The organism is Corynebacterium stercoris, assembly GCF_024160105.1.
In the GTDB taxonomy this organism is placed as follows: domain Bacteria; phylum Actinomycetota; class Actinomycetes; order Mycobacteriales; family Mycobacteriaceae; genus Corynebacterium; species Corynebacterium stercoris.
On the sequence record NZ_JAMFTQ010000009.1, the window covers coordinates 58,250 to 74,952 of the forward strand.

Genomic DNA, 16,703 nt, shown 5'->3' on the forward strand with positions numbered 1-16,703 from the left:
GTGATGGCGCGCTCGAAGGTGGCGGCAGCGGCGTGCGCTGCGCTGGTGGCGATGGGGTGTGTCGCAGGCGTCGGCACGCAACCGGCGAATGCCGTGCACGTGGAGCCCGCCTACCTGCGGAAACGCACCGCGCTGGCCGTCGTGCACCCGGACGGGCGCGTGTCCATCTCGCCGACCGCGGAGGAGCCGCGCCCGGCGTTGTCCCTGGCCAAGCTGTATTTGGGGTACTGGGTGCTGTACAACGGCACCGAGGAGGAAAAGGCGCAGGTCGAGGAGATGGTGTCCACCTCCAGCGACAGGATCGCCGGGCGCCTCGACCGCAAGTACCCGCAGGCCATCGACGAAATCGCCGACGATTTCGACCTCACCAAAACCGCCCGCGGTACCCACTGGGGCAACTCGCGCACATCCGCGCGCGACGTCGCGACGTTCATTTCCAGCATCGTGTGGGACCCCGTCGCGAAACCCCTGTTCGCGGGCATGGCGGACCAGGCCGACATCGCCGCGGACGGCTTCTTCCAGGGCTTCGGCACCGCGCGCCTGAAGAACGTCAAGGGCTCCAAGATGGGCTGGTCCGACGATCGCGCCGGCGCCACCGCGAGCGTTTCCTGGGGCGAGATCGGTGACGAAACATTCGCCGTCGCCGCCCTGACCAGCGGCACCGCCTACCAAAACACCGTGGATACGCGCGTGGGAATCGCCATGGTCGAGGACACCCCGAGCAAGGAGAAGTACTCCCGCCCCACATCCTCGCGATGATCCCCGCCGACTGGCTCGTGCCCGTCGGCCTGCCGGTGCTGTAGGCAGGGGCTAGCCGGTTCCGGGGCAGGTGATTAGGGGCAGGTATTCCGGGGCAGGTGTTTAGGGGCATAACTGCTGCTAGAGATTTTATGCAGATTTTCGTCGACAACCGACAGATAAGCCCCCTGCCAGCAAATATGCCCGGGAACACCTGCCCCGGAGTGTGACCTGCAGTTATGCCCCTGAGCGGTAATGAGGTTGAGCCTGCTCGCGCGCCGTAAAAACGCCAGGTAGATACGCTGCTGACCGGGACGAGCAGGTGCACAAGCCGCCCCCGGTGCCACGGCTGCCACGCGGCGACATAAGCCGCCGGGCGGAACCGCCTAGAGGGCGCGGAGGAAGTCGGCGACGTCGCGGATGCGGCGTCGGGACTCGGCGGGCGTGGCGATGTGGTGGGTCGAGTGATAGCGCTGCACCGTGATGGTGGTGGCCTCGCTCAGCATCATCAGCTCTTCGGGTAGGAATGGGGCGACCTCATCCTGCGTCGCTACCTGCAACAACACTGGGGCGCCGCCGGTCGGGGGCAGCGCGGTGGGGAAGGTGAGGACGTACGCGTCGGCGCCACGCGGGGCACCGCCCGCCGCGCCACCACCGCCAGCGCTAACACCCGAGGCGGAGGCGAGAGCCGCCGCACCCGACGAGTACGCCCACACGGCGACCTTGTCCGCCCCTAAAGCCCGGACGAAGTCGATGGCCTCGCCGAGGCGGGCGGGGTCGTCGAGGTCGAGGATGCGGACGTCGGCAAGCTCGGCGGCACCGGCGACCTCGGGGCGCCAAGCGTTGTCGCGCGCGGAACGGGGGCCGTCCCACACGGACACGGCCCACACGCCGCCGGACGCCGAACCGGACGCCGACCCTGCCGCGGAACTCGGCACGAAGACCTGGCCGAACTCGCTCTCCTCGACGCGCACGTCGCCGGGGAACGCCACGCCGGGCATGGTCTGGTCGATGCCGCTGCCCAGCATGAGCATGGCGGCGTGGGTGATGCGGTCGGGGAGCAGGGCGAGGTACTGCTCGGCGTCGCGGTCGTAGGTCGCCTCGATGTAGGAGACGAGCTGCTCGAGTTGGAGGGCGTCGGGAAGCGAACGCTCCACGCCGCCGACCTGGAAGGTGTCGGAGGCCTGGTCGTTGACGGGGTAGGCGTCGGCGGGCGAGCCCTGCGCGAGGGGCTCGAAGGCGGGGTCCTGGGCTACCAAATCTGCACCCGCTCTTCCGGCGCGAGCCACACCTTGGAGCCTTCCTCGACGTCGAAGGCGGTGTAGAACTCGTCGACGTTCGCGGCGATGACGTTGCAGCGGAACTCGGCGGGGGAGTGCGGGTCGATCGCGAGCAGCTGCGCGGCCATCTCCGGGCGGACCTTGGTGCGCCACACGCGCGCCCACGCGAGGAAGAGGCGCTGGAAGCCGGTGTACTCGCCCTCGAGGTCGTCGAACGGGGCGGACGGAACGTCCTCGATGCCCTTGTCGGCGAGGTAGAGCTTGTACGCCTCGACGGCGATGCCGAGTCCGCCGAGGTCGCCGATGTTCTCGCCGAGAGTGAACTCGCCGTTCACGCCCGGCACACCGTCGACGCCTTCGAGCGCGCTCGGGATGAGGCCCTGGAACTGGCCGACCAACTTGGCGGTGAGCTCCTCGAAGCGCTCGCGGTCGGCGTCGGTCCACCAGGAGTTGAGGTTGCCGTCGCCGTCGTAACGCGAGCCCTGGTCGTCGAAGCCGTGGCCGATCTCGTGGCCGATCACCGCGCCGATCGCGCCGAAGTTCTCGGCGGCGTCCGCCTGCGGGTCGTAGAACGGCGGCTTAAGGATCGCGGCCGGGAAGGTGATGTCGTTGACCACGGGGTTGTAGAACGCGTTGACGGTCTGCGGGTTGGCCACCCACTCGTCGCGGTCGCTCGGCTTACCGATCTTGCTCAGCTGGTAGTCGTGCTCGAACGCGGAACCGGCGCGCACGTTGGCGAGCAGCGCGTCGCCGCTCGGATCGACCTCGAGCCCGTCGAAGCTGCGCCACTTGTCCGGGTAGCCGATCTTGGCCACGAACTTCTCCAGCTTCTCCTGCGCGCGGCCGCGAGTCTCCTCGCCCATCCACTCGAGCTTGGCAATCCGCTCGCGGTACGCGCGGATGAGGTAATCCACCAGCTCGAGCATTTCGCTTTTCGACGACGCAGGGAAGTGCGCCTTCACATATTCCTGGCCGATTTCCTCGCCGACGATGGACTGCGCCAGCCCCACGCCGCGCTTCCAGCGGTCGCGCTGCTCCGTCGCGCCGGAGAGGTGGGTGCCGTAGAACTCGAAGTTCGCCTCGCCGATCTCCTCGGTGAGCAGACCGGCGCGGGAACGCAGGATGTTCCATACGGCCCACAGCTGCCAACTGGCCAGGGTCTCCGGGCGCAGCATGCCCGCCAGGTCCTCGGTGTAGGAGGGCATCATGTTGATCAGGCGGCCGGCCGGGATGCCGGAGGCGGTGAGCATGGTCTGGATGATGGCGGGCAGCTCCGCAAGCTCGACCGGGTTGTAGGTGGCCACCGCGTCGCGCGCCTTCACCACGTCCCAGTGGCTGGAGGCCAGCTGCGTCTCCAGCGCCACGATGCGCTTCGCCGTCACCTCAGGGGTGAGACCCAGCAGGTACTTCGGCGGCAGGAAGCCCAACATGCGGGCTACGTGCGCCTCGTACTTCGCCAGCGTCTCGGCGTGCTGCGGCTCGCGGTAGTACGCCTCGTCCGGGAGGCCCAGGCCGGACTGGTAGAGGTAGGCCACCGCGTCCTCGCCCTGGGAATCCTTCTCCACCCAGTACGTCAGGGGCGCGCCGATGCCGTCGCGCTCCAGCGCGCCGAGGTTGCGGGCGAACTCCTCGACGTCCGCCACGGCGACCTTCTCCAGATCAGCCTCCAGCGGCGCCACGCCCGCGGCGTTGATCGCCTCGGTGTCCATGAAGGAGCGGTAGATGGCGCCGCCGCGGCTGTCGCTGCCCTCAAGCAGCGCGCGCACATCTTCTTCGGACTGGTCGCGCAGGGCGTGGAAGGCGCCGTCGATGCCGCGGTCCGCGGGAATGACGTGCTCCTTCAGCCATGCGCCGTTGACTAGCTCAAAAAGGTCTCGCATAAGACCTCATGGTACTTACCGCGCCCGCTACCTCGCGGGAGTGTGGGATACGATCCAGTCCGCCGCCATCCGCGGCGCCGCCTGGCCGTAGTCGCCGTGCGCGCCCACGGCGGCCGCGAGGTCGATCGCGCCGGGGCCGAGCTGAGCTAGGCGCTGGCCCAGCTCAGCCGGCACCTGGCCGCGCGACGCGTTCGTCTGCATCGCGGGTGCGACCAGCGGGCGGAAGCGCTCGTCGGTGGAGCACACGATGTCGTCCGGGCGGCAGATCTCCAGCACCTTCCCGGCCAGTTGGCCGTAGCCGCCCTCGAGCGGGCCGAGCGCACCGCGCGAATCCGGCGAGGTCCCCGGCGCAAGCGCGGCGCCGTTGCCGCCCTGGTACGGGTTGGCGATCAGCGCTACCGCATCCACCTTCTCCGCGGCGATCGGCCCGCGGCCGTACGCGATGTCGCGCGTCAGGCGCGCAGCCACGTCCGCGCCCAGCGAGTAGCCGGTCAGGGAGAAGGAGGCGTTGGGGCAGTGCTGCGCAAGCTTTGCGACGGTATCCCACGTCTTCCCGTACGCCTCCGCAGACGCGTTGGGGTAGCGGCGCGTCAGAAACGCCGCCGAGTTGTAGGACACCCACAGCGGCTGGATCTGGCCGGCCGACGCGGCCTGGGAGATCAGGCCGGTAGAAAAAACCTGGCCGCCGTGGGGGAGGAACGTCGGCACGCCGCCGATCGTGTTCGCCCCGCCCGGCACCGCGACGAGGAAGTGCGGCTTGCACCCCTGCTGGTTCAGCATCGTCACGGTGTTGTCGGAGGACGTGATCGGGCCGGGCAGCTGCGCCTGCGCGGGCGCGGCGAGCGCCGGTGCCACGAGTGCAGCGGTGGCGGCGGCGACGGCGGCGGCCTTCGCGGCGGCGCGGGCGAGTGTGCGGGTCACATGCATGGTTTCGGCCTTACTCGCGCGGGTTACTCGTGCGGATTGCGGATCTTCATCGGGCCTGGCGTCCACCAGCCCCAACGCTGAACGGTGATGTAGTCGATGTCGGCTTCCTCGGGCGCTTCGCCCGTGGAGTCGGTGCGCAGCTCGTACTTGGCAATGGAACCCCAGTCGCGCTGCCAGTCGTTGCGCAGGTAGCCGGGCACCTCGTAGGAGTAGTTCACGGCCTCGGCAGTCGCAAGCGCGCCGCCACCCAGGAAGTCCTGGAAGCCGGAGAGCTGGGCCTTGCCCGGGGCGTCCGGCATGATGCGGAACTCCGGAATTTCGGTCACGCCGGCGTAGTGGTTGAAGGTGCGCTGGCAGGGGAACTGGAACGCCACTGTCCAGTCGAGCAGGCCAGGGGTGTCTGGATCGATGGTCTCCGTCAAGGCCTTCAGCTTCGGGTTGCGCAGCGGGGTCACGGCGAGCCAGTCCTTCTCGGCGAGCGACTCGTCCACGCCGACGAGGCGCACCACGTCCGCCTCCTCCGGCAGGTCCGCAATCGGGTAGCGCAGATTGCGCCACGCCGGGGTCGGGCCCTGGTCGAGCATCTCCACGTCGCCGAGGCGCTTGACACTGCCGTCGTCACGCGTGGTGCCGTACTCCAGCTTGAGCTCGGTGCCCTCCTGCTCCACGCCGTTGATGTCGTGGTGCGCGATTCGCCCGGCGACGCTGGTGACCAACAGCGGGGCCTCCGGGTCGGGCTCGGGCAGCTCGAACCAGACGGTTTCGAGCGCCGCGCGTTTCGACGGCGCATCATCGAACGTGCCCGCCACCGGCACCCGGGTGTAATCCAGGTTGAACGGGAGGCGGACCGTGGAGCCGTTGACGCCGCGCAGGTTCGCGGGGCGGTTGCCCTGGGTGTTCACCTTGGAGGTGGACTGCGCCACCTCGTCGCCCTGGTCGGCGGGGGTTTCCTGCTCGTTCGCGTCCGTCTGCGCGTTGGAGATCACGTCGGTGGTGTTGGAGTTGTCCACCGCGATGAAGGCGGGCACGCCGTCGGGCGTGAAGCCCTCGTTCTCGCCCGCGTCGAGGGAGCGGCCGAGCGGCACGCCGCCGACGGGGGTGAGGAAGGCATCGTTCGTGTCCTGCTCCAGCATCACGTCGCTGGCCAGGGCGCAGTGGTCGCCCGTGAAGGTGCGCACGTTGCCCATGCCCACCGAGTAGGCGGGGGACTGGGAGATGAACGCCTTGGCGAAGGTCAGGCAGCTGAACAGCACCATCAGCACCGCGAAGATGGCGATCGGCGCGGACATGAGCCCGGCGAAGCGGCCGGTGTCGACGCGGGCGGCGGCGTCGAATTCGTCGGCAAGCCCGTCCTGCGCGGCCTGCGCCCGGCGCGCGTTGTGCGCCAGGGACTGGAAGATGCCGATGAGGAAGACCAACAGCGCGAGGCCCAGCATGATGCTGTTGGCCTCCACCGCGCGGTACTGCACGGTGCGGTCCCACCACGGCACGCCGAAGGAGGACACGTACCACCAGGCGTTCCAGCCGGCGAGGGTGAGCGCCATGAGGAAGAGCGTGGCGGCGACGGCGAAGGTGCGGTTGCGGCTGGATTTCAGCGCGATCTGGGAGAGCACCACCGAGCCGAGGGCGGCCACCGCGCCGCCGATGCCGGCGTAGATGCCGAAGTGGTGGGTCCACTTCGTCGGGGTGAACATGAGGAAGAAGGTGGTCAGCGCGACAATGAGCACCATGCGCTCGACCGTGCCCTTGGAGGCGCCGGGGATGCGGCCGCCGCGCGCGCTGTTGGTGGCCATGCCCCAGAGGATGAGCACCAGGCAGAAGACCATGACGAACATGGGGAAGCGGCGGGCCATCGAGGCGTCCACCGTCTGCTGGAACAGGGTGGCGTAGCGGGCCCACTCCTCGTACCAGTGGAGGGCGGGGCCGACGTCGGCACGCACGGCGGTGGCCTCGAGCACGGTGGCCAGCGTCTGGTCCTTGAACACCGGCACCATGACGGCCATGCCGGCACCGAGGAACGGCGCGATGTAGGCGATGGACGGGGCCATCACCGTGCGGCGGCGCATGGTGCGGAAGACTGCCGGCAGGCAGATCAGGAACACGCCGACGGCGGACAGGCCCGTCGGGCCGCAGGCCAGGGTGAACGCGGCAGTAATGGTGCCGATTGCCGCGGGCAGCAGCCGGTCGGTCGCAATCGCGCGCTCGAACAGCGCCCAGGTGAGGATCAGGCCGCAAGCGATGATCGGCTCCGGGCGGGTGCCGTTGTTGTACGGCAGCCAGAACGCCAGGAAGATGAAGGCCGCAGTCCAGTGCGCCACGCGGCGGCCCGCCACCGCCTCGCCGAGGCGCGGAATGATCTCGCGCGACAGGATCCACCACACCAGGATGGCGGCGATGAGCGTGGGCAGGCGCATCCACATCGAGGCGGTGGACACGCGCGCCAGCAGCGCGAGGATGTCGTAGAACGGGGAGCCGAAGGGCGCCTCGGGCACGCCGTACCAGCGGTAGTAGTTGGCCATGTAGTCCGAGTCGTTGGCCACGCGCGCCATGGTGAGCAGGAAGCCGTCGTCGGAAGTATTCGCGCCGAGGACGTGCCAGTAGCCCAGCACCACCAGCACCACCGCATCGAGCGGTGTGAACGTGCGCCACTGACTGGAGAACACCGGGACCTTCCGCCCGTCCAGGCGGTCGAGGCGGCCCAGCGTCCACAGCCCCACCAGCGCGGAGATCAGCCCCAGCACCATGGCGGCGAGCTTCAGCACACTCGGCGAGGAGGTGAAGCGGGAGTTGATGTCCACGCTCGCCTCTAACCCGGCGTCGATAAGCTCGCGCTCCCCGGCCGGATCGAGCTCGGTGTAGATGCCGGTGAGCTGCGGGCGGTAATCCTCCTCCACGGCCTTCTCGTGCGAGGTGCCGGGGATGGAGACGGTCATCGCCTCGTCGTGGACGACCACGTTGAGCACCGCGTCATCCGGCAGCGCCGCGACCTGCTTCGGCGTCAGCTCGAAGACGATGTGGTTCAGCGAGGACACCACCAGCCCGCCGTTCGGGGACGTGATGAACAGGCCGCGGTCCGACGCCTCCTCCGAGGACTCCGGCAGCGTGGAGAGGATCGTGGTTTGCCCGGGGCGGAGCTTTCCGACGGCTGTGACAGGCACCGCCACCTCCATCTCCTGCGGCGCAAGCGAAATCAGCGGGGCGTTGACCGCCGCGATCGAGTCGTTCTGCGGCCAGGAGAAGGAGGACTGCACCTGGTTGACCGGCAGCAGCGGCGTGAGCACCAGCAGCACGAAGGCGATCAGGCCCGAGATGGTCGAGGCCGCGACCAGGGTTTTCGGTGCGCGTTGCACGCGGATGGTGGTAGACACGGTGAATCACTCTACTTCCGCACGACCACCACGAAGGGGCCGATCTGAGTTGCGTCCCAGTTAGCGTTGTCGAACGCGTCGGGGTTGAAGAATAGGGCCTCGTAGCGCACGTTCGGCTGGCTGGGGAATATGTCGTGCGCGATGTGCGTCTTGTACGGCGTGCCGGCGCCGAGCTCGCCGCGGAAGATGAACGCCTCCGGGCCGCGCCACTGCGAGGCGTCGATGGCGGCGGTGAGGGCGTCCGGATCGTCGTCGGAAAGCTTGGCCCAGCCGGCCAGTTCCTGGTTGCGCAGGTCGAACTCGCCCAGCGGGTTGGCGTAGTGGCTGGTAAACGCGTTGAAGCCGTAGTACGGGTTGTAGGCCATGAAGTTGATCTCGTCGGTGTAGATCACGGCTTCTGTCGGCGTTCGGCCGTGCTCGGAGAGGTAGGCGACGATGTCCGCGTAGTAGCGGCCGGCATCGGGTGAGCGCAGATCGGCGCGGTGGCCGTTGCCGTCCGTGTCCGCGTACGCCTGGTCGATGTGGCGCTCGTTCTGCTCCGGAATCTGCTGGACGTAGAAAAGGGAGCCGGCGGCGACGAGGAGCAGCGTCACCGCGGTGATCGCGTTGTTGGCCCGCTCGCCGAACCGCGCCGGGTAGAGGTAATCCACGCCGACCAAGCGGACGTCGGCAATGCCCAGCACGCCCGCGGTGGCGAAGAGGAGGATGAGCAGCGCTTCCACGCGGAAGCCCAGCAGCGAGGTGCCGAGCAGCGTGATGGCCATCGACGCCGCCGCCCAGACGTAGCAGACCAGGATGGCCAGGGCGAGGGAGAGGACCTCCGGCTCGTTGATGCGGCATACCAGGTAAATCAGGCCGATGAGCGAGAGCAGCCCGATGATGGAGAGGCTGAAGAACGGTAGCGGGAAGTATGTGCCCTCGTAGGGCAGGAAGTGGTTCGCGGTGGAGCGCGTCTCGTAGCCGCCGAACAGGAGATGCACCAGGTACGGGCCCCAGGAGATGAGCGCAATGAGGATGGACCCGCCGCCGATGATGACAAGGTGCTTAATCGGGGTCAGCGCGCGGCCGTTGGCGAAGCACAGCACCAGTGCCAGCACCACCACCGTCAGCGCGCCGATGGCAGTGAACAGGGTGTAGAACGTCGCGGAAATGCCCAGGTAGATGGCTAGGCAGATGGTGGCGAACCAGGATCCGGACAGCGCCTTGTACGCGCCGATCGCGGCTGCCGGAATGAACATGGCGACGACGGCCGCGTAGGGCTCATCCGGTACTTCCGTGAGCACGATCGCCGTGGTGACCAGCGCGATCGCCGCCGCGACGGGCAGCGAGCCGGTGATCTTCCGCCAGATCGGCGTCAGCGTCGCCGCCGCGGCGGCCAGCGAGACCAGCGCCCACGGCTGGTACACCTCCCAGCCCGCCATGCCCAGCACGTTGGCCATGCGCCCGCCGAGCCAGAACCACCCCATGGGATAAAACGTGGGCAGGTCCACGTAGTTCATGTCCGCGTGCGAGGCGGTCTCCGTCATCCGCGACAGGAACTGCGTGCGAAAACCCTGGTCAACCTGGATGCCGTCGAGCCACAGCGTCGTCGTCGCCAGCGGGATGCCCAGCGACGACACCACGATGCCCGCCGGCACCAGCGTGGCCACCGCCTCCAGCAGCAGGTTCTTCGTCCCGCGCAGCCAGCCCCACACGCACGCCGCGGCCATCAGCACCAGCAGCAGCGACACCATCGTCGCCAGCGCGCGCGTGACCATCGACGTATTAAACGACGCGAACGAGATCGAGTGCAGCACGAACCACGCCGCGAGCGCGAGCCCACCACCCGCCGCGCCGAATCCGGCGACGCGCAGCGCCGTCGCGGTATCGGAAAGCTTGTCGGGGGCGTAGGCGGTCACGCGCAACTGGCGGTTGGCAACGGTGGTCATACGTAACAGTCTCGCATACGCACCAAGCCCGGCCCCCTCACAGAAACGCGGGGCCGGGCTTTTGCTTTCCGACGCTCGTTAGAAGCTCAAACGGCGCATAATCGGCGCCGGAATGTGCTGCAGCACGAAGGTGATCGGGGCGAACAGCTTGTGCACGAACACCGTGCGCTCGCCCTTGAGGGCGGCGGAGACGGCCGCCTCGGCCACCTCTTCCTTGTCCACGGTGAGCGGGGCCTCCTTGAGGCCGTCCGTCATCTTGGTGCGCACCTGGCCCGGGCGCACGACGGTGACGTGTACGCCGTCCTCGCGCAGCGCTTCGCCGAGCTGCAGGTAGAAGCCGTCCATGCCGGCCTTGGATGCGCCGTAGACGAAGTTGGAGCGGCGCACCTTCTGGCCCGCCACGGAGCTCATCGCGATGATGGTGCCGTGGCCCTGGCGCTTCATCGCCTGGCCCAGCAGCACGCCCACGGAGACCGGGGCGGTGTAGTTGGTCTGCGCGGAGGCCACGGCCTTGGCCTGGTCCTGCCACAGTTCTTCCTGGTCGCCCAGGGTGCCGAAGGCCACCACGGCCACGTCCACGTCGCCGTCCGCGAACGCGGCGTCGATGACGCCGGGGTGCGCGGCGAAGTCGAGGGCGTCGAAGTCGATGAGCCGCACCTGGCCGGCGCCGGCTGCCTGGACGGTTGCCACTGCGTCGTCGATACGCGGGGAGCCCTCGCGCGCGGCGAGCGTGACCGTCGGGTTACCGCCGCGGGAGATCAGCTCGCACGCGATGGCCAGACCGATCTCGGAGGTGCCGCCGAGAAGCAGAATGTGCTGTGCTTGTCCTACTGCGTTAAGCATTGTGAGTTTTCCTTTCCAGCTTCTAGCTGCTAGCTCAGCTCGAGACGGCGGGACATGTCGGAGGCGAAAACGCCGTTCGGGTCGATGGCGCGGCGGGTTTCCAGCCAGCCCGCCATGCCCGGGTACATGGCGTGGAACTTCTCCGCGCTGGTGCGGGATTCCTTTGCCAGGTAGAGGCGGCCGCCGAACTCCATGACCTGCTCATCGAGGCGGTCGAGGAACTCGTTGAGGCCGTCGCGGATCGGGAAGTCCACGCACACGTTCCAGCCCTTCATCGGGTAGGACAGCGGCGCGCGGTTGCCCTCGCCGAACAGCTTGAACACGTTGAGCGCGGTGTAGTGGCCGGAGGACTGGATCTGGTAAATGATGTCCTTGAACGGCTCGACGGCGGTGGTGGGCACCACAAACTGGTACTGCAAGAAGCCCGCGTCGCCGTAGCCGCGGTTCCACTCGCCGATGAGATCCAGCGGCTGGTAGAACTGCGTGAGGTTCTTGATCTGGTTGGTCGCCGGCGCCCCCATGAAGTAGTAGGCCTCGCCGATCGCGCGCAGCGTCAGCTTGTTCATGGTCCACGACGGGAAGATGTCCGGCACCGTCATCAGCTGCGGGGCGCTGAACTTCAGCGGATCCTTCGCCAGCTTCGGAGCCAGCTCCTCGAGTTGTGCCAGGGTCGCCAGCGAGCCGCGGGAGATGGTGGAGCGGCCCGTCTTCGGCGGTGCCGAGATCGCGTCGAACCACGCAGAAGAATAGGTGTAGCCGGCCTCGGAGCCGTCGGAGTGCGCCGCGATCGTCTCATCCAGCGTGTCTGTGCGCACCGTGTCCGAGATGAAGTAGGCGGTCTCCACCTTGGTCATCCGGATGCGGGCGCGCAGGATGATGCCGGTCAGGCCCATGCCGCCGACGGTGGCCCAGAACAGGGTGCCGTCCGGATCGTCGGCGGAGCCTTCCGGCTCCAGGTGCAGCACGCGGCCGTCGGCGACTAAAAGCTCCATGGACAAGACGTGATCGCCGAAGGAGCCGGCCGAGTGGTGGTTCTTGCCGTGAATGTCCGGGCCGATCGCGCCGCCGATGGTCACCTGGCGCGTACCGGGAAGCACCGGCACCCACAGGCCGTACGGCAGAGCCGCCTTCATCAGCTGGTCCAGGGTCACGCCGGCGTCCACGTCCACGATGCCCGTCTCGGGGTCGATGGAGTGGATCTGGTTCAGCGCCTGCATGTCAATGACCAGGCCGCCGCCGTTCTGGGCCGGGTCGCCGTAGGAGCGGCCCATGCCGCGGGCGATCACGCCGCGGCGCTGGTGCTCCGGCAGGCTCGAGTTCTCGTCGGCGACCTGGGCAACGGCCGCCTTGATCACGTCAACGTCCGGGGTGGACAGCACGTGCGCGGTGGAAGGCGCGGTGCGCCCCCAGCCGTAGAGGGACTTCAATTCGGTGTGCAGTTCCATACCTCGAGAGCCTACCCACCTGCACTGCAAATCCCGGGGCGTGTTGGTGTGATCTTTGTCCGGAAATGCTTAGAGATCCATGATTTGCCGGATCTCACCCGGCAAATCCTCCTGCGTCTCGATCGTGCCGCCGCCCGCCGCTGCGTGCTCGCGCAGCAGCTCAGTCACGCGGGCGCGGTCCGCCGAATCCAGCATCGGCAGTTCCTGGGATAGCAGTTGCTGCATGAAGTGGGAAAGCATCGGTTCCATGCGACCACAGCCTAGCGGGTGGCCGGTACGATGAGCTGCCATGAGCACGCAGGAGACCATCGACTACAACGCCCTCGACAACACCTTCGCGGGCCAGCTCATCCAGGCAGGATTCATCGCCGCGCTGGTCGCCGCGCCGGGCGTCACGCACCGCCCCGCGCTCGCCCGCACGCTGCTCGCCGCCGCCAACGTGGGGGCGGTTGCCCTCTTCAACGCCTTCGACGAAGACCCGCGCAACGACCTCACCGCAGTTATCGACGCTGAGCAGGACGAACTCGAAAGCGTCACCATGTCTTGGGGCGTGCTCGCCGCCCTCGGCGCCGGTGCCGCCGCGGCATGCGCGGCGGCAGCGAAGACGGTGGATGCGGTGACTGCGGGGCTGAAGAAAGCGGGCGTCGGCAAGCCCTATGCCCTCGCCGGATGCGCGGCGGGCGCGGCGTACGTCGTGGCGAAGCAGCTGCGAACGTAGCTATATTCGGCGCCATGTCTAGCACGCTCTACAGGTCCGACCACCTGGCGCCGGTGATCAATCTCGCCGCCGCCCGGGCGCAGCGGCGTGGCGTGGGGCAGGACGCGGGCGACACGCTCATGGTGCGCTGCGTGCTGGTTTCGGACGACACCGTGTACCGCTGGGTGGGCATTCACGAGCACACCACCATCGCCGAATGCCGCGTCGTCGTGGCCACCGTGTTCGGCATCGACGGCTCTGAAGGCATCGTCGCGGCCGAAGCGGAAGACGCACTCGAGCTGCGCGACGTGCTGCGCACCCCGGGCGACAGCACCGCGTTCACGTACGGCTTGTGGCAGTTCGGCATGCAGCTTGCCGACGTCTACCCCCGCGACGAATCCACACCGCCCTCCGTCTGTGTCGCGGGCTCCGGCTCCTTCGGCGACACCGAATTCAACATCGCCGAGGTGAACGCCGAGCTCCTGGGCGTGGAGCGGGTGAAGGAGCTCGAGTCGCTGGTGCGCGCCGACGCGCGCGAAGTGATCGGCCGGGCGACGACGCACGACTTCGTTCCGCTGATCCAGGCCCTCGGCGTGGAGCGCGGGCCGGCCGACACGGAGGGTGCGGCCGAGCGGGCGCGCGCTGCCGGCGTGGACCCAGCGCGTCTGGCCAAGCTGCCGCTTGAGACGGAGCAGCTGGGCCGCGACGCGTTCTGGGCCACCACGCTCGCCGCCGCCTGCTGCGCCGACGAAACGACCACCAGCTGGCTTACCGAATCCATCATGCGCTCCCTCGGCTGGGAGGACATGGACGCGGACACGATCCGCCAATTGTGCGCCGCGTCGCTCGCCGAGCTCGATGAGATATCCGCCGACATGTCGGTTGCCGAGCGCCTGGATATCTACCGCGACCTGCTTCGCGGGTAAGCTAACCCGGCGTGAGTTCCGAAAAGACCGAGGTTCTGAAGCAGCAGCTGGTGCCGTTCATCATCATCGGCATCGGCTGCGCCGTGCTCGACTTCGGCGTCACCGTCTCGCTCACCGAGCTGTCCCCGCTGTCGCGCGACCTGTCCAAGGCCGTCGGCTGGTGCGTGGGCACCCTGGTGGCCTACATCCTCAACTCGCGCTTCGCGTTCCAGGCCGAGGTCAACGCCAAGAAGGCCGGCGCGGTGTTCGTGCTCTACGCCTCCACGTTCGCCGTGCAGCTGCTCATCTACCGCTGGGCCGCGGTGCCGCTCACCGCGCTGGGCTTCAACAAGTTCTTCCGCGACCTGTTCTCCTTCGTCATCGCGCAAGGCGTGGCGACGGTCACCAACTTCGTCCTCCAGCGCCGCGTCATCTTCCGCGAGGAGACGAAGACGAAGATCGTGGCGGAGTCTGAACCGGACGTCGTAACGCCAAAGGCCCCTAAGGGCGGCGGAAATCCTCCCGTGCCCCCATCCGCAGTAGCTTCAGCCAGCTGAGAAAGCCGCGCGGATCGCGGCGCTGGATGAGGAAGAACCAGCCGAAACGCACCACTTCCTGCAGCTTCATCTTGTGCATGCCGCGCTGGTTGATGATGTAGCCGCGGTTGCGGTACGTGAAATAGCGCTTCGTGTCGTTGTCCGGCCACTGCGCGTGCGCGCGCCCGCCCATGATCGGGTGGAACTCGCCGGAGCCGTCCGGGTGCAGGTAGGCCGCCGTCAGCGCCGTGCCGTACTTCAACCCGCTCTGCGCCAATCGACGGTGGTATTCCACCTCATCGCCGCGAATAAACAGGCGGTAGTCCGGCACGCCGATGCGCTCCATCGCCTCCGCGCTGATCAGCGCGCCGTTGAACAGGCTGGCGTACTGGGGGAGGAAATCGCCCTCCAGCTCAGCCGTCGTGCGCTTCCACGTCAGGCCCTGGCGCAGCGGGAACGCCAGCTTGGTTGGGTCCTGGATGTTGGCCACCACCGGGCTGACTTCGTGGAGGCGGTGTTTTTCGGCGACGCGGTAGAGCTCGGCGAGGGTCTCGTGGTTCTCCGGCTGGCCGTCGTCGTCCGCGCACCAAATCGCGTCCGCACCAAGCGCGAGGGCGTGGAGGAAGCCGTACGCGAAGCCGCCCGCGCCGCCCAAGTTGGTGCGGCTGGGCAGGTAGACGGCCCTGTCCTTTGCGAGGGTTTCAAGGAGGTCTTGCACCTCCGGCTCCGCGCCGTTATCCACCACGATCACCCAATCCACCGGGTGCGTCTGGTTCACCACCTGCTCCAACGAGTTGCGCAGCAGCTCAACGCGCTTGTGTGTGACAATCACGGCGGCCGTCGTGCCGCTGCGGTGCAAAGTGGCAGTCATGGGGTTCATTGTGCCGTATCGGGCCGCCGCGGATTTCCAGCGCCACGGAACCGGAGCGGGGCGGGCGGCGTCTAAAGATGTATGAAGATTCCAAAGACTCCTCGAAACGGCATGTACATCGAACTGGGGCACCAGATCCTGCCCAACACGGCGAATTTTCCCGTCGAAGCGCTTGAGCGACTCAACGACCGATACTGGATGTTCAAGTCCGATTGCCCATCCCTGGATCAGACATACAACCTGGTCTCGCTCAGCGCCAACCGCGTGCGATATTCTTCGCCCGCTGCGCAGCGAGCAGCTGCCCACATCATGTCGAATACAGAGTGCGTACTCACCGGTTTCGGTGCCCTCGCACTCTATGGACTGCCGTTCATGGTCGATGGCACAGACACCGTTTTGGCCAATCCCCGCACTGTGCGGAAGATCCCACCTGGCCGCCTCCAGCCCAGCGTGGTGCGGACTCACTTCGAATCTAAGGAAGTTTGGACCGTGTCGTGCGGCAGCTCGAAAGTGCAGATTGTGACTCCTGCGGTAGCCACCGCGCAGGCGCTCAGGCTCATTCGTCTGGAAAAAGTGACCTGGTCTGCACATGGGGGAGCCGAGGTTGATGCGACATTTGTTCGTGCTGTGCAGCTTGTCGATGCCGTCAGGCGCTTCCTCAACGTCGATGCCTACGAGATCATCCGTGCCGGCAACAACCGGGTCAACGAACGATGGCTGCTCAAAGTGATCAAAGCGTCGTCGCGAGTGGCCGACTCCCCGAAAGAGACTGAGATGCGTTTCCTCGCTGTGCAATTCGCCGCGAAACACGGATTCACACTGGTTGAGCAGTTACCCCTCTACCGCGAGGAGAAACTCGTGACCGTATTTGACCTGGCACTTATCGAGCCACGAATCGGCATCATGTACGACGGCAGCCACCACAACACCCGGGACCAGCTGGTAAAGGACAACATGATCGACATCGATGCTGCCGCCGAACGCTGGACACCGGTGCGTTTCAGGCTTGAGACGCTCCCGCGCTTCTTCGAAAAACTAGAGAGCCTGATTTAGTTCGGGGTGGGCTCGGACAGGCCGGTGGGTGGGCTCGGACAGGCCGGTTGGTGGGTTCGGGCAGGCCGGTCGAGCTGCAACGATGTGGCAACCTTTTACAGGAGGGGTCCCTGGGGACTGCGGCTTTCCTGTGAACCTCTGTGGCCATCTAGTCGTGTTTGTTAGATAGCTGTGGCTAGAGCGCGTCGCTCTGCCAGGGTTGTATAGCCCTTACCTGGGTGTGTGGTTAGCC

14 protein-coding genes are annotated in these 16,703 nt (G+C 67.3%); 5 read left to right on the plus strand and 9 right to left on the minus strand.

What is annotated here, in order from left to right; all coding sequences use genetic code 11:
* Positions 1-3: 3 nt before the first annotated feature.
* The gene (locus M5J20_RS08050; RefSeq protein ID WP_253578320.1) at positions 4-759 is read left to right on the plus strand and encodes a hypothetical protein; all 756 of its coding nucleotides are present in this window, start codon (positions 4-6) and stop codon (positions 757-759) included.
* A 365-nt stretch (positions 760-1,124) separates the two neighbouring features.
* On the opposite strand, the gene M5J20_RS08055 is transcribed toward M5J20_RS08050, so the two are convergent.
* The 8 genes from M5J20_RS08055 to M5J20_RS08090 all read right to left on the minus strand — a co-directional run bounded on the left by M5J20_RS08055 (position 1,125) and on the right by M5J20_RS08090 (position 12,658).
* Positions 1,125-2,027 (minus strand): alpha/beta hydrolase, encoded by a 903-nt coding sequence (locus tag M5J20_RS08055; RefSeq protein WP_253578323.1) that lies wholly within the window; start codon positions 2,025-2,027, stop codon positions 1,125-1,127.
* Positions 1,991-3,898, minus strand: a complete 1,908-nt coding sequence (locus M5J20_RS08060; RefSeq protein WP_253578325.1) for a M13 family metallopeptidase — start codon at positions 3,896-3,898, stop codon at positions 1,991-1,993. Before M5J20_RS08060 ends, M5J20_RS08055 begins: the two co-directional genes overlap by 37 nt.
* A gap of 27 nt (positions 3,899-3,925) precedes the next feature.
* The gene (locus M5J20_RS08065) at positions 3,926-4,825 is read right to left on the minus strand and encodes a cutinase family protein (protein ID WP_253578327.1); all 900 of its coding nucleotides are present in this window, start codon (positions 4,823-4,825) and stop codon (positions 3,926-3,928) included.
* A 23-nt stretch (positions 4,826-4,848) separates the two neighbouring features.
* On the minus strand, positions 4,849-8,193 hold the full coding sequence (locus tag M5J20_RS08070) for an arabinosyltransferase domain-containing protein (protein WP_253578329.1): 3,345 nt from the start codon (positions 8,191-8,193) through the stop codon (positions 4,849-4,851).
* Between the two features lie 11 nt (positions 8,194-8,204).
* Positions 8,205-10,121: a galactan 5-O-arabinofuranosyltransferase gene (locus M5J20_RS08075; RefSeq protein WP_253578331.1), complete on the minus strand. Its 1,917-nt coding sequence runs from the start codon at positions 10,119-10,121 to the stop codon at positions 8,205-8,207.
* Positions 10,122-10,199: 78 nt separating this feature from the next.
* Positions 10,200-10,964: a decaprenylphospho-beta-D-erythro-pentofuranosid-2-ulose 2-reductase gene (gene dprE2 / locus M5J20_RS08080; RefSeq protein WP_253578333.1), complete on the minus strand. Its 765-nt coding sequence runs from the start codon at positions 10,962-10,964 to the stop codon at positions 10,200-10,202.
* Between the two features lie 29 nt (positions 10,965-10,993).
* Positions 10,994-12,409 carry a decaprenylphosphoryl-beta-D-ribose oxidase gene (dprE1, locus tag M5J20_RS08085; RefSeq protein WP_253578335.1) on the minus strand — a complete coding sequence of 472 codons (1,416 nt, stop codon included), beginning with the start codon at positions 12,407-12,409 and terminating at the stop codon, positions 10,994-10,996.
* 69 nt (positions 12,410-12,478) lie between these two features.
* The gene (locus M5J20_RS08090) at positions 12,479-12,658 is read right to left on the minus strand and encodes a hypothetical protein (RefSeq protein WP_253578336.1); all 180 of its coding nucleotides are present in this window, start codon (positions 12,656-12,658) and stop codon (positions 12,479-12,481) included.
* A gap of 40 nt (positions 12,659-12,698) precedes the next feature.
* On the opposite strand from M5J20_RS08090, the gene M5J20_RS08095 reads away from it, so the two are divergent.
* Genes M5J20_RS08095 through M5J20_RS08105 form a run of 3 tightly spaced genes read left to right on the plus strand, consistent with a single transcriptional unit; the run spans position 12,699 to position 14,568 of the window.
* The gene (locus M5J20_RS08095; protein ID WP_253578338.1) at positions 12,699-13,127 is read left to right on the plus strand and encodes a hypothetical protein; all 429 of its coding nucleotides are present in this window, start codon (positions 12,699-12,701) and stop codon (positions 13,125-13,127) included.
* 14 nt (positions 13,128-13,141) lie between these two features.
* Positions 13,142-14,032: a hypothetical protein gene (locus M5J20_RS08100; RefSeq protein WP_253578340.1), complete on the plus strand. Its 891-nt coding sequence runs from the start codon at positions 13,142-13,144 to the stop codon at positions 14,030-14,032.
* An 11-nt stretch (positions 14,033-14,043) separates the two neighbouring features.
* Positions 14,044-14,568, plus strand: coding sequence for a GtrA family protein (locus M5J20_RS08105; RefSeq protein ID WP_253578342.1), 525 nt, complete (start codon positions 14,044-14,046; stop codon positions 14,566-14,568).
* On the opposite strand, the gene glfT1 is transcribed toward M5J20_RS08105, so the two are convergent.
* The gene (gene glfT1 / locus M5J20_RS08110) at positions 14,513-15,418 is read right to left on the minus strand and encodes a galactofuranosyltransferase GlfT1 (RefSeq protein ID WP_253578344.1); all 906 of its coding nucleotides are present in this window, start codon (positions 15,416-15,418) and stop codon (positions 14,513-14,515) included. The genes M5J20_RS08105 and glfT1 overlap by 56 nt on opposite strands.
* A gap of 81 nt (positions 15,419-15,499) precedes the next feature.
* Between glfT1 and M5J20_RS08115 the strand changes: the two genes are divergently transcribed.
* Positions 15,500-16,471: a putative endonuclease domain-containing protein gene (locus M5J20_RS08115; RefSeq protein WP_253578346.1), complete on the plus strand. Its 972-nt coding sequence runs from the start codon at positions 15,500-15,502 to the stop codon at positions 16,469-16,471.
* Positions 16,472-16,703 lie beyond the last annotated feature (232 nt).

Coding starts and splice junctions, on each gene's coding strand:
- M5J20_RS08050 (WP_253578320.1), top strand. CDS start 4: ATGGCGCGCTCGAAGGTGGCGGCAGCGGCGTGCGCTGCGCTGGTGGCG.
- M5J20_RS08060 (WP_253578325.1), bottom strand. CDS start 3,898: ATGCGAGACCTTTTTGAGCTAGTCAACGGCGCATGGCTGAAGGAGCAC.
- M5J20_RS08065 (WP_253578327.1), bottom strand. CDS start 4,825: ATGCATGTGACCCGCACACTCGCCCGCGCCGCCGCGAAGGCCGCCGCC.
- M5J20_RS08075 (WP_253578331.1), bottom strand. CDS start 10,121: ATGACCACCGTTGCCAACCGCCAGTTGCGCGTGACCGCCTACGCCCCC.
- dprE2 (WP_253578333.1), bottom strand. CDS start 10,964: ATGCTTAACGCAGTAGGACAAGCACAGCACATTCTGCTTCTCGGCGGC.
- dprE1 (WP_253578335.1), bottom strand. CDS start 12,409: ATGGAACTGCACACCGAATTGAAGTCCCTCTACGGCTGGGGGCGCACC.
- M5J20_RS08090 (WP_253578336.1), bottom strand. CDS start 12,658: ATGGAACCGATGCTTTCCCACTTCATGCAGCAACTGCTATCCCAGGAA.
- M5J20_RS08095 (WP_253578338.1), top strand. CDS start 12,699: ATGAGCACGCAGGAGACCATCGACTACAACGCCCTCGACAACACCTTC.
- M5J20_RS08100 (WP_253578340.1), top strand. CDS start 13,142: ATGTCTAGCACGCTCTACAGGTCCGACCACCTGGCGCCGGTGATCAAT.
- glfT1 (WP_253578344.1), bottom strand. CDS start 15,418: ATGACTGCCACTTTGCACCGCAGCGGCACGACGGCCGCCGTGATTGTC.
- M5J20_RS08115 (WP_253578346.1), top strand. CDS start 15,500: ATGAAGATTCCAAAGACTCCTCGAAACGGCATGTACATCGAACTGGGG.